13 protein-coding genes are annotated in these 12635 nt (G+C 36.3%); 12 read left to right on the top strand and 1 reads right to left on the bottom strand.

Annotation, left to right across the window (positions count from 1 at the left end; translation table 11 throughout):
* Positions 1–225 precede the first annotated feature (225 nt).
* The 12 genes from AC1WHX_RS06255 (at position 226) to AC1WHX_RS06200 (ending at position 10347) form a co-directional block, all read left to right on the top strand.
* Positions 226–432, top strand: coding sequence for a helix-turn-helix transcriptional regulator (locus AC1WHX_RS06255; RefSeq protein WP_122338082.1), 207 nt, complete (start codon positions 226–228; stop codon positions 430–432).
* A gap of 113 nt (positions 433–545) precedes the next feature.
* On the top strand, positions 546–1661 hold the full coding sequence (locus AC1WHX_RS06250) for a hypothetical protein (protein ID WP_481229005.1): 1116 nt from the start codon (positions 546–548) through the stop codon (positions 1659–1661).
* A complete protein-coding gene (locus AC1WHX_RS06245; protein WP_302545155.1) occupies positions 1654–2115 on the top strand; it encodes a three component ABC system middle component in 462 nt (153 codons plus the stop codon). Before AC1WHX_RS06250 ends, AC1WHX_RS06245 begins: the two co-directional genes overlap by 8 nt.
* A complete protein-coding gene (locus tag AC1WHX_RS06240; protein WP_302545156.1) occupies positions 2112–4154 on the top strand; it encodes a DUF3732 domain-containing protein in 2043 nt (680 codons plus the stop codon). Before AC1WHX_RS06245 ends, AC1WHX_RS06240 begins: the two co-directional genes overlap by 4 nt.
* A 5-nt stretch (positions 4155–4159) precedes the next feature.
* On the top strand, positions 4160–5149 hold the full coding sequence (locus tag AC1WHX_RS06235) for a virulence RhuM family protein (protein WP_302545157.1): 990 nt from the start codon (positions 4160–4162) through the stop codon (positions 5147–5149).
* A 17-nt stretch (positions 5150–5166) separates the two neighbouring features.
* Positions 5167–5367, top strand: coding sequence for a hypothetical protein (locus AC1WHX_RS06230; protein WP_122338086.1), 201 nt, complete (start codon positions 5167–5169; stop codon positions 5365–5367).
* 871 nt (positions 5368–6238) lie between these two features.
* Positions 6239–7000: an NYN domain-containing protein gene (locus AC1WHX_RS06225; RefSeq protein ID WP_009319086.1), complete on the top strand. Its 762-nt coding sequence runs from the start codon at positions 6239–6241 to the stop codon at positions 6998–7000.
* A 4-nt stretch (positions 7001–7004) separates the two neighbouring features.
* Positions 7005–7892, top strand: a complete 888-nt coding sequence (locus AC1WHX_RS06220) for a carbohydrate kinase family protein (protein ID WP_418236287.1) — start codon at positions 7005–7007, stop codon at positions 7890–7892.
* A gap of 272 nt (positions 7893–8164) precedes the next feature.
* Entirely contained in the window at positions 8165–8572 is a 408-nt protein-coding gene (locus tag AC1WHX_RS06215; RefSeq protein ID WP_009319084.1) for a hypothetical protein, read from the top strand.
* The gene (locus AC1WHX_RS06210; protein ID WP_122338088.1) at positions 8569–9033 is read left to right on the top strand and encodes a hypothetical protein; all 465 of its coding nucleotides are present in this window, start codon (positions 8569–8571) and stop codon (positions 9031–9033) included. Before AC1WHX_RS06215 ends, AC1WHX_RS06210 begins: the two co-directional genes overlap by 4 nt.
* An 11-nt stretch (positions 9034–9044) precedes the next feature.
* Positions 9045–9527: a hypothetical protein gene (locus tag AC1WHX_RS06205; RefSeq protein ID WP_481229002.1), complete on the top strand. Its 483-nt coding sequence runs from the start codon at positions 9045–9047 to the stop codon at positions 9525–9527.
* A 127-nt stretch (positions 9528–9654) separates the two neighbouring features.
* Positions 9655–10347: a Bax inhibitor-1/YccA family protein gene (locus AC1WHX_RS06200; protein ID WP_481229000.1), complete on the top strand. Its 693-nt coding sequence runs from the start codon at positions 9655–9657 to the stop codon at positions 10345–10347.
* Positions 10348–10461: 114 nt separating this feature from the next.
* Here AC1WHX_RS06200 and AC1WHX_RS06195 read toward each other — a convergent pair whose 3' ends face one another.
* Positions 10462–12108 carry a fumarate hydratase gene (locus tag AC1WHX_RS06195; RefSeq protein ID WP_009319080.1) on the bottom strand — a complete coding sequence of 549 codons (1647 nt, stop codon included), beginning with the start codon at positions 12106–12108 and terminating at the stop codon, positions 10462–10464.
* Positions 12109–12635 lie beyond the last annotated feature (527 nt).

The following is a 12635-nucleotide window of genomic DNA, read 5'->3' as shown; positions in this document are numbered from 1 at the left end:
CTATTATAATCTCAATGGAGCAGTTTAGATTATAAAGGTGGGTCAATAGACTTTTATAATAGTGGGTCAACGGGCTTTATATTTTCCAACCGATACGCCCTCCATAAAAACAAAAAATGAGCAACATGAGAAATTTATGGTTAAGTTTTTACTTGTTCTCATCCTTAATCATTATTTTTGCAAATATCATCAATCTATTATCGCATTTTTGTAATACAGAAAAATATGGGAACAGAAAAGATAAACCGATTAAAAATAGTATTGGTAGAACAAGGCAAGACAGGGAAATGGCTGGCTGGACAGTTAGGAAAGAACGAGGCAACCATTTCCCGGTGGTGTTCCAATACGAGCCAGCCCTCATTGGAAATGCTGATGAAGATAGCTGAATTGTTAGATGTTGATTCTAGAGATCTTATTATTTCACGTAAATAACAATGGGGACAAACTTCTTCACAAATGAGAAAAAAATACCCTTCTTGAAAAAATAGAAGGCGTATTATATAAAGACTCCCCAAATACTAAACTAATAAATATCATATAGGCTAATGAAAAAACTCAGTTTTGATTCGACACCAACGTTAAAGGGAATTGTATTTCAGTTTCTTGTCGCATTAGATCGATGTTTTGAAATGCAGGAGGGAGAGTCTGTTTTTATTGAAACGTTTGGCGATGTTTCTGTGTTGGGTGGGGATAATCCTACACAGATTGAATCAAAATGTTATAAAACAGATTTAACCGATTTAGATGAGAATGTTTGGAATACTATTCATAATTGGATGAGAGATGATTTTCCTATAGAAAAGTTTAGTTCATTATTTTTGCTAACAACTCAAAAGGCAGGAAAAAAATCCGAATGGGGAGGTTGGAATAAAAAAGGATTAGAGGATAAATTAAAGACGCTTAATCGCATAAAAGAATATTTTGACAAAAAGAAGAGGAAGTCTGAGAAACTGAAATCAATGCTGGATGCCGTATTTGATGCATCGAAAAGTAAACGATTGGCAGAAATTGCAAAAAAGCTCTTTATTGATTGTTTGGATACAGATGACGAACAGTACTATAAGAGCCTCTTAAATAGGAACAAATCGATTCCAAAGATTCAAAGAAACAAATATATTAATTCTTTACTTGGATGGATTATCAGACCACAAAAAAAATGGACAATTTCCAATGAAGATTTTGAGAAAGAAGCGCAGGAAATTGCTGAAAAATTAAGAAAAAACACTGTAGTGTTTCCAGATAAATTACAATTAACAGATATAAAGAACGAAGAATATGAAGAAAATTCATTTGTTAGAAAAATAAAAGATATAGAATATGACGAAGTTATTCCTGAAGCTGTAGATGACTATGTGCATACGGTTTTATTAATAGAACAAGAACTGAGAGAATCATTAGCGATAAGAACTCAGTTTGAAGAATATGAAAAATCTGTAGAAAGACGATACAGGACAGAATATCGTAAGGCATGCAGAATTAACGAAATAAGAGAACCTTTGAAAAGGTCTCAGGATCTATATGATAATGTTACATTGGCAAACGATGGTACATTTCACACTTACAACTCTGTGCCTTCATATTTTCATAATGGGGTTATGCAAATACTTGCAGATGATAAGGATGACATTGTTTGGCTTTTAAAAGGACATAAAGATGAGTAAGCTTATTGAAAACATATCCACTCTACAAAGTAATATTTTTATCCTAACATCGATTCTTGTCTCATTTTATAGGAATCTGCAGCCAAAGGACAAAAACATTCTTTTGGCATATTTTGTATTTCCATTGGTTTTGAACTCTGATTTTTTAGAGAAAATCACTACTGTTTCCAGAGCATCTAGACTAAGCAGAATAACAAATGATAAAGAAATAATGGCAGGATTCGAAGAACGGTTCGAATATTTCAAAGACATTACCAATCCCTGTCTTCAATATGCGTTGGAGTGCGGATATATAAAAATAAATGACGATTTGAGTGTAACAGTTTTAGTAGATAATAATCTTCAAATAGATTGCAGATTGTCAAAAAGTATCAATCTTGCATCGCAACTACATAAGATATTTACACGAAATGTTATAAACACATATTACGCATTTGGAATTTACAAATTATGAGAAGCTATATTAAATATCTTGGTGTAATAGACAAATTAGACAACTGTCATTACATCTGTTTGAAAGAAGGACTTAATATCATAACAGGACGTTCTTCTACGGGTAAAAGTGCTATTATCGAATTGTTTGATTATTGTACTGGTAATTCCGAAAACACGATACCTGAAGGTGTTATAACTGACAATGCAGAATTATATTTTGTTGTTATACATGCAAAAGAAACGTACTTGGTTATTGCTCGTACACAAAATAAAAAATCTACTGAGGCTTTTTATAAAATTGAGACAGAAGAAATTGATATTGAGCATCTTGGTAGAGCTTATTTTAAGCAGGAATATTTTGTCCAATTAAAAAGTTTTAGAGATGAGCTTTGGCGATTCTTTGGAAATGACATTTCAGAAATTGACGAAAGCGAAGAAGCGTTGAAATTCAAACCCAAAAAAGGTAGACCATCATTCCGCAATATGGTTTCTTTCATGCTTCAGCATCAGAATTTGGTTGCAAACAAACATTCGCTATTCTATCGTTTTGATGAGAAAGAAAAAAGAGAAAGAGTGATTGATGAGTTTAAAATATTTGCAGGATTCGTTGACCAACGATACTATATTATCAACAGAGAATTAGAAGAAAAACGCCAAGAATTAGAAAAATTCAACAGAGAGTTTAGCAATTTTGAATTTCAGAAAAACGAAAGAGCAACAGTGATTGATGAGCTCAGAGCAGAATATCTTTCGATTAGCGGATATGAATTATTCCCTACGATTACTAGTGCTCAAATGTTAAGTATGCCACAAATCTATATTGATGAGTTGGAGAAAATAAAAATCGAAGTCAATGAAGATTCTGATGAGTATAAGAAATTGTATTTGGAATTGATTCGACAAAAGAATGATTTATTGGCACAAAGAAGAAGACTATCTCTAAAATTAGAACATATAAACTCTTCTATTAATTATGTTAGAAACTACGCTGAAAAGATAGATAAATACCAACCTATTACGGAAGCAATAAGAGGAAAAGCGGTATGTCCTTTCTGTCATCATGAGTCAACAGCAACAGAAAATGCAGCCAATAAATTGTGGATTGCGATTGAGTGGCTAAACGAAGAATTAAGGAAGTCACCTCAAAGAGAAGATTCATTCTTACCACAAAAACGTGAATGTGAAAAAGATATATCTGCAATAAACTTAGAATTGAGAAAGATTAATGCCGAAATAAACAGAATTATAGAAACAAACAACAAGTTAGAGAAAAACAAGTCATTAGATGAACAATCATTAAAACTAAAGCTTAGAATTGAAAACGAATTGGAATGGACAAAAAACATGTTCATTCAATTTGATAGCAAAAAAATTGAAGAAACTAAAAGGCAAATCAAGCAACTGGAAGATATTCTGCAGACAAAATATAATGTACAACAAAAGTTAGAAAATGCAGAAAAATTTATCAATAAGGCAATGAATGACATGGGTAAAAATCTTGATTTTGAAAGCTCTTACCAGCCAATTAATCTACATTTTGACATTCATACGTTTGAACTATATCATTTGAAAAACAATGGAACAAAAGTTTATTTGAGAAATATGGGAAGTGGTGCAAATTGGTTGTATTCACATGTTTGCTTATTTTTTGGTATTCTAGAATTCTTTGTATCATTAGGAGAGAAATCAACCGTCCCAACAATTTTGTTCCTTGACCAACCCAGCCAAGTTTATTTTCCAGCAACAATAGATACGGCATCTGAATTTAATGCAAAGGATCTGAAACAGAAAGAAGGGAAAGAAGCTGATGACGACTTGCGGGCAGTTACAAATCTTTTCATTCAAATTGCTAACACATTATATTCTATGCAACAAAAATATGGATTTATGCCTCAGGTTATAATATCGGACCATGCGGATAATCTGAATCTAGGAAAATACGATTTCAATAATTATGTTGTATGTAGATGGCGTGGTAAAGATAAGGGCTTCATGGATATCTTGAAAATCAAGCATTCAAAAGAAATAAGCAACACAGAAATAAATGAGGATAAATAATGCGTATGAACGAAGAAAACAAAATAATCCTATATCAGGACGATAACGAAATAACTCGTGTATCGGTACGCTTTGCTGACGAAGATTTATGGCTGACACAAAGCCAGTTGTCAGAGATCTATCAAACGAGTAAATCAAATGTAAGCGAACATATTAAGCATATATTTGAAGATGGAGAGCTTGATAAAAATGTGGTTGTTCGGAATTTCCGAATAACCACTCAACATGGAGCAATAGAAGGGAAGACACAATCACGAGATGTTGCTCATTACAACCTCGATATGGTCATAGCTTTGGGATATCGTGTCCAGTCTCAAATAGCTACACGCTTCCGGCGTTGGGCAACACAACGTTTGCATGAATATATTCAGAAAGGTTTTGCGATGGATGATGAACGGTTGAAACAGGGAGGGAACCGCTATTTCCGAGAATTATTGCAGCGTATCAGAGATATTCGCAGTAGCGAGCGAAATTTTTACCAGCAGGTTACTGACATATATGCTACAGCTACGGACTATGACCCTCGCAGTGAAATAACTAAAACTTTTTTCGCCACTGTGCAAAACAAACTACATTATGCGGTTCATGAGAATACAGCTGCTGAGGTAATATACAACCGTGTGGACAATGAAAAACCGTTTGTCGGAATGACTAATTTCAAAGGTAATTACGTAACCAAAGATGATGTAAAAATTGCGAAAAACTATTTGTCAGAAATAGAACTGCAACGACTGAATCTGTTAGTTTCAGGATTTCTCGATTTTGCAGAATTCCAGGCATTAGAGATGAACCCTATGTCTATGAAGGACTGGATAGAAGCTCTTGACAATCAGATTATAGCTCACAAACGAAAGATCTTGATCGGTAAAGGCAATATTTCACATAAACAAGCCATAGAAAAAGCTGAAAAGGAATTTGAGATATACCGCAAGCGAGAAATGGATATGCTTGAAAGTGACTTTGACAAAGAGATTAAAAGATTAAACAAGAAATAAAGTGATATTATTATAATATGAATAATGCAATTGATTTAGCCTTTCTTGACGCAAAAGTAGCTACATTAAAAGATGAAAAAGCAAAAATGATTGTTGAAGGTGCTTCTTTAGCATATAACATAGCTCAAGTTACCCGTTTCCGCTCTATGATTGTGGAGTTATCACAAATATGCAACTATATTGTGTACAAAGCCAGAATCACAGGAGGATACACGTAGGGAGAATATAATTTAGCTTTGGAATGCCAACGGCAAATTGAAGAATGCGACAAACAAATAGCCAAACATGAAACAATGACTATGGTAGATGGTATATCTTTGCTTATTGATATGCTTGGTAATTTGAATAAAAAATGAATCGGTTGGAATCCTACACCGAGGTGGAGCAAAAACACAAGGCATTTGCTTGTATTTCAAAATAAAGTATTAACATTTGTAATGTAGTAAGAAATCACCTCCGTAAGATACTGCAAAGCAAGTCAAAGGTGGAGCAATAGCGGGAGATTACGCTACTTGCAGAAAGATAAATCAAAGATATTCAGCCACTTGAATCAATAGTTCGATTCCTGGTGGCATCACTTTCTAAGAAAGAAAAACGATATAAAATCCCTGAACTTCATCGAAGTTCAGGGATTTTTCTTTTCCAAACATAGGCAGAATTAGTGAGATTAGAGCAAACTTACGTCTTGTTCGAGAAACTTCTTTTAAGTAGAAATGCTTCATTATGATGTAATTACTTTATTATTTTACAATATATTGAACTTTTTATAATACGGAAGTATTATCAGGCTATCCTACGTTTTTCTCCGCTCTGTTTTTCTGTTTTCGCTTGTGATAGTCTGCTATTTCCCTCGTAGATGCAGACGAGTATCTTCGAAAGAATCCCTCAAACCTGATCCGAACAAAATTTAGATAAGTTCTGAAGTTTTGGAAGAGTAATAAGCTCCCTCCCGATGATTAGTGTTTTCGTGGAACAAAAAGAATATTTGAAGATCTGGATATAAAAAATAGGTTGAAAATCAATCTTATTTTCTGTTTTGTCGGTAGATATTCACTATATTTGTTTATGGTTTAATATAAGAGTGAAGAGATGAAGGATAATAAAGATTTGAAGTTGGCGGTTTTGATAGATGCGGATAATATCCCGTATTCGAATGTAAAAGGAATGTTGAATGAGATTGCCAAGTTCGGTATTCCGACAATTAAACGAATTTATGGAGATTGGACGAAACCGACAGTTTCCGGTTGGAAATCTTCTCTTTTGGAGAATGCAATCACTCCGATTCAGCAGTATAGTTATACTACAGGAAAGAATGCTACCGACTCGGCAATGATTATCGATGCCATGGATATATTGCATAGCGAAAAGGTCGATGGCTTTTGTATTGTTTCCAGTGATAGCGACTTTACCCGATTGGCTACACGGTTACGGGAATCGGGGATGCTTGTTATCGGTATCGGTGAAAAGAAAACTCCGAATCCTTTTATCGTGTCATGTGATAAATTTATTTATTTGGAGATTTTGAAGGTCGGGGATACTGATCTTCCGGGTAAAAAAGACTTTGGAGTTGATCTTTCGGTTCAGTCGGAAGCTACAGAAAAAGAGGTTATCGGAAAGGATCTGATCAATTTGTTCAGAACGACTATCGATGATTTGGCCGATGATACCGGTTGGGCATTTCTTGCTGAGGTGGGAGGATTGATTATGAAGAAGAAACCTGATTTTGATCCCCGCAACTATGGTTTTTTAAAACTGACTCCGTTGATGAAGTCTTTGGATAAATATTTTCAGATAGAGGAACGGGAGGTTGAGAACAAACGTATCAAACATATTTATGTGAAGAATATATAATGCCATGAATGATGTTATTGTAGGAATGGGAGAAGTATTGTGGGATATGCTGCCTGAAGGAAAAAAGATCGGTGGAGCTCCTGCAAATTTTGCTTATCATGTGTCGCAATATGGTTTTGACGGTTATGTCGTGAGTGCTGTCGGTGATGATAAGTTAGGTAATGAAATTTTAGAAAGTTTCAATAACAGGCGTTTTAATTATCTGATTCAAAGAGTACCTTATCCGACCGGTACGGTACAGATCGAGTTGGATGAAGCCGGAATTCCCTGTTATGAGATAAAGGAGAATGTAGCGTGGGATAATATTCCCTTTACGGTTGATTTGGAAAAGTTGGCAAAGAAGACTCGTGCGGTTTGTTTCGGTTCATTGGCCCAACGGAATACTGTCTCTCGTGAAACGATAAACCGCTTTCTTGATGTTATGTCCGATGCGGCAGGACAATACAGAGTATTCGATGTGAATTTGCGGCAGGGGTTTTATGATAAGGAAATTCTCTGTAATTCTATGAAAAGATGCAATATCTTGAAAATTAATGATGAGGAGTTGATCGCGGTGAGTCGTATGTTTGAATATCCGGGCATCGATTTGGAGGATAAGTGTCGAGCTCTTTTATCAGAGTATGGTTTAGAAATTCTTATCTTGACATGTGGTGTAAATGGAAGTTATGTTTTTACTCGGGAGAATGTCTCTTTTGTGAATACTCCGAAAATTGAGGTTGCCGATACAGTAGGAGCCGGTGATTCTTTTACGGCAACGTTCATTTCTGCGATTTTAAAAGGGAAAAGTATACGGGAAGCTCATGAACTGGCGGTTGAGGTATCTGCTTATGTGTGTACTCAAAATGGGGCTATGCCTGAGTTGCCGATCTCTATAAAGTCCCGATTACTTTGAAGATTATCATTCACTGATGTTTTACTGTGGAGGTTGCTGATCTGCTCTTAAGAGGTTCTGTTGACAGAGACCTCTTTTTTATGCATTTTATATAATAAAGTATATTGAGTTTTTACACAATAAGTCATACCTTTTATATATTTGTTGTTAAATAACCATTATATTGTTGTATAATTACAATATTGTTTTTATCTTTGCCATATCCCAATAACATGAATACCGTTAGTGATTAACGGCAGAACCCAATACCTCGATCAAAAAAATGATAGAGGATGAAAAAAGATTATTTTAGAAAATTCAAAGAACAAGATTTTGTTCGGGCTTATGAAGATGAATTGAAATCACTCGGAACATCAGCTCCGTATGTATCTCGTGATGATGTAATACTTAGGGCTTTGCATAGCGGTAAGGGCCGGTATTATATTTCTTTTGAAGAAGCGGCACGTAATGTCCGTCGCATTATGAACCGTTTGCCTTTGGCTCGTCGTAACGAGCTCAAAGTATCTATGTATCAGGAACTGGCACAGCGGGTGGCAGAGTATATGAAAGAAAAGCCTTTGGCTTCTTTTAAAGATGCTTTGTTTACTATATTGGCTGAAGAGAATGCTTCCCGGTTCTTTTTCGGAATGCAGACAGCTCGTCTCATTTTATATCGTAATCAGCGGGGAGAAACTGTATGATGAAGTTATGTTGTATGTTATGTATTCTATTTTCTTTTTTTTCTTGCAGATCAACCCATCGGTTGTCCGATCAGAAAATAGAATCGGATACGGTTTCTGTTTCGCAGTTTATCGTGAGAGACTCGATAAAAGATTTGTTTTTCAAATCCGGATTTGATTCTCGGAGGTGGGATATTGTTTGGGAACATGTCTTGTATGGCAGTGATGATACAGCTTCTTGTTTGCCTGTCAAGGAGAAGCGTACGGTCACGTTGCGTTCGCAATCTATGGCTAAACAGGATGTAATCTCGGAGAGTAAATCTATAAAGGATGTTCTATATGATCGGCTTGATAGTGTTCATGTGAAAGTAGATCGAAAAGAAAGTGTGGAAAAAGAACCGTTTTCCATTTCTCTTAATCTATTTTGGATATTGCTTGTTTTATTGGTTATGGGTATTTGTATTCGTGTATTGAAATCGTAAAATTAGATGTTATGAAAAAAAAATGTGTACATGTCGTCATTGGAGTAGATGAATTAATGCAGGAATTATTGAAACGGACATCTTATATGGCGGTCTCTTTATCTCCTGATGGGGCGGCTACTGAGGGGTGGAGTGATCGCTGGATATTAACCGGTGATGAGTTGTTGTGGGCCCGTGATCGTATGCAGGAAGCTTGTGACCGAATTAATGGTGTTGTTTCTGCATATCTTTCGGAGACATGCGTACCTCCTGTTCAGGAGGATACATTTAGTTTTGTTCTGGTGTTGCCTGACGAAGTATTTCCGGGAACGGATGGGATAATAAAGCGTACGATACGTGAGGCTTTTATTTCCTATGTGTTGTTTTACTGGTATATCGATCGCATTCCCGATAAGGCATCCTATCAATTATCTCAATTTGAGGAAAATCTGAGCTTATTGAGGGTGCGTCTTAATAGGAGACGTGTACCGATACGTCGGCCTGTAAGGTCTTGAAAAATATTAAATAAACTCTTATATTCTTCAAAATAAGACCTTTTTTTCAAGAGTATAATGTTAACAATTAAATAAATCTTATATTTGCGGTAGTACAAAGATAGAAATAACTATATAATAATAGAATATGGATACGAATTATGTTTCAAGTTATGAGATGAAAGCCGCACAAGCAACTCTTCTCAAAAATGTTTATTTATGGATGACCGTGGCATTGGCTATTACGGGAATTACGGCGTTAGCCGTAGTAAACTCTCCGACATTGTCATCTTTGCTTTTCAGCGGTAGAGCTACGTTTTTTATTTTGTTAATAGCAGAACTCGGTTTAGTATGGTATGTTTCGGCGCGAATCATGTCCTTGTCCTTTACTACGGCGACCGGTTTGTTTATGCTTTATTCCTTATTAAACGGCCTTACGCTGTCTGTCCTTTTTGCCGTTTATACTCGTAGTTCGATAGCTTCAACCTTTTTTATTACGGCCGGAACTTTCGGAGCGATGAGTTTATATGGATATTTTACGAAAAAAGATTTGTCTTCTTGGGGAAATATCTTGATTATGGCGGTTATCGGTTTGATTATTGCATCGGTGGTTAATATCTTTATGCAGAGCGCAATGATATATTGGATCATAACCTATGCAGGAGTGTTGATTTTTGTCGGTCTGACAGCTTATGATACACAAAAAATCAAACAGATGTTGGCTAATCAGGAAATAAATGTGCAGACCCAGAAGCTGGCATTGCTGGGAGCTCTGTCGTTATATCTTGATTTTATTAACTTGTTCTTGTATTTGTTGCGTATTTTCGGGGACAGGAAATAAGATAGTATTTTATGGATGAAAGCTGGAAAGAGTTTTCCTGTTTTTTTCTATCACAATAAAAAAGGCGCGATTACAATTTGCGCCTTTTTTATTGTGATTTATGGAATGACCGAATTAGAGCTTACAACCTCCGTTGCAACGGGGTTTTATCTGTTTAAAGAAGTCATTGCCTTTATTATCTACGAGGATAAATGCAGGGAAATCTTCTACTTCAATTTTCCAAATGGCTTCCATTCCCAGTTCAGGATATTCTAAGCATTCTACTTTTTTGATATTGTTTTGAGCCAGAATAGCTGCCGGTCCGCCTATACTTCCAAGATAGAACCCTCCATGAGCTTTACATGCATCTGTCACTTGTTGGCTGCGGTTACCTTTTGCTATCATGATCATCGATCCCCCTTTTGATTGGAATTGATCGACATAAGAATCCATTCGGCCTGCAGTTGTCGGACCGAAAGATCCGGATGCCATTCCTTTAGGTGTTTTTGCCGGACCGGCATAATAGATCGGATGGTCTTTCAGATATTGAGGCATATCTTCACCGGCATCTAAGCGTTCTTTGATTTTTGCGTGGGCGATATCACGACCGACGATAATCGTTCCATTCAAAGAAAGTCGTGTAGCAACCGGATATTTGTCGAGTTCGGCAAGAATTTCTTTCATCGGACGGTTCAAGTCTATTTTAACAGCATTGCCTTCTCCTGCCTGACGTAATTCTTCCGGAATCAGTTCTCCGGGTTTATCATCAAGTTTTTCGATCCAAAGTCCGTCTTTGGTGATTTTAGCTTTAATGTTTCGGTCTGCCGAACAAGAAACACCCATACCTACCGGACAAGAAGCTCCGTGTCGTGGCATGCGTATGATTCGTACATCATGTGCAAAATATTTGCCGCCGAATTGTGCTCCGATACCAGATTCTTGAGCAGCTTTGAGAACTACTTTTTCGAGTTCGACATCCCTGAATGCCCGACCATATTCATTCCCGCTTGTAGGAAGATTGTCATAATACTTGGTCGATGCCAGTTTTACCGTTTTCAGATTGGTTTCGGCTGAAGTTCCGCCGATTACGAACGCTATATGATAAGGAGGGCAAGCTGCCGTTCCTAAAGTTTTCATTTTCTCGACAAGGAATTTAACCAGAGTGTCGGGGTTAAGCAGGGCTTTTGTTTCTTGAAACAAGTAAGTTTTATTGGCAGAACCGCCGCCTTTGGCTACAAAAAGAAATTTATATTCCATCCCGTCTACGGCATAAAGGTCGATTTGTGCGGGAAGATTGCAGCCGGTATTTACTTCTTTGTACATATCTAACGGCGCATTTTGCGAGTAACGAAGGTTCTCTTCGGTATAGGTTTTATACACACCTAAAGAAAGTGCTTCTTCATCGCCACCTCCTGTCCACACCTGTTGGCCTTTTTTCCCGACAATAATTGCCGTTCCGGTATCCTGACAGAATGGAAGTTGTCCTTTACATGCAACTTCTGCATTTCGTAACATGGTGAGCGCTACGTATTTGTCGTTTTCGCTGGCTTCAGGATCATGAAGTATTTTGGCTACCATTTCGTTATGTTCACGTCTCAGCATAAATGCTACGTCACGGGTTGCCGTATTAGCCAAATGGGTAAGCGCTTCGGGCTCTACCACAAGAACTTCTTTACCGTGGCAGGTTTCTACCGATACACCATCTTTGGTAAGCAAATAATATTCGGTAGTGTCTTTTCCCAGAGGAAAAGGTTCTTGATACTTAAAAGGTTTTGTCGCCATACTTTTTTATGTTTAAATAATTTGAATGTTCTAAGAGCCTGTCTAAATTTTCCGATAGCAAAAAATCTATCCGTCCTTTGGAAACTATTTTCCTGTATCTGCATGTTACGCAGTTCTCAATGCTCCTTGTCGGGACTGAAAAATGTCCTCAAAACAATCCCAAAAATGTCTGTGCAAAATTTTGACAGACTTTTGTTTTTGCTTTTACAAAGGTACACGATCTTTTCATAACAAGAAAGTCGCTTCAGGATAAATTCTGTATATAAAACCTATAATTTAATATTCTTTGAATGGAGTCTCTCTTTTTTTGGGGTATTTGAATGGTATATAAACCATCTTTTTTGCTCAGATATGCTATTTTTTATAATTATAGCATAGAACTTCTTCATTATGTTGTTTTCTTTGTGTTGTAAAAATACTACAATTGTATGGTTTTTATTATTTATTATTAAACAAACGATTATGAGAAGTTTTGAAGAAAGAGTGAATGAACGACCGAAAGCGAGTTCGCACCAGATTATTCTGGA

It is taken from the genome of Coprobacter sp. (genome assembly GCF_982436375.1).
This window is presented reverse-complemented; position numbering and strand designations above follow the sequence as displayed.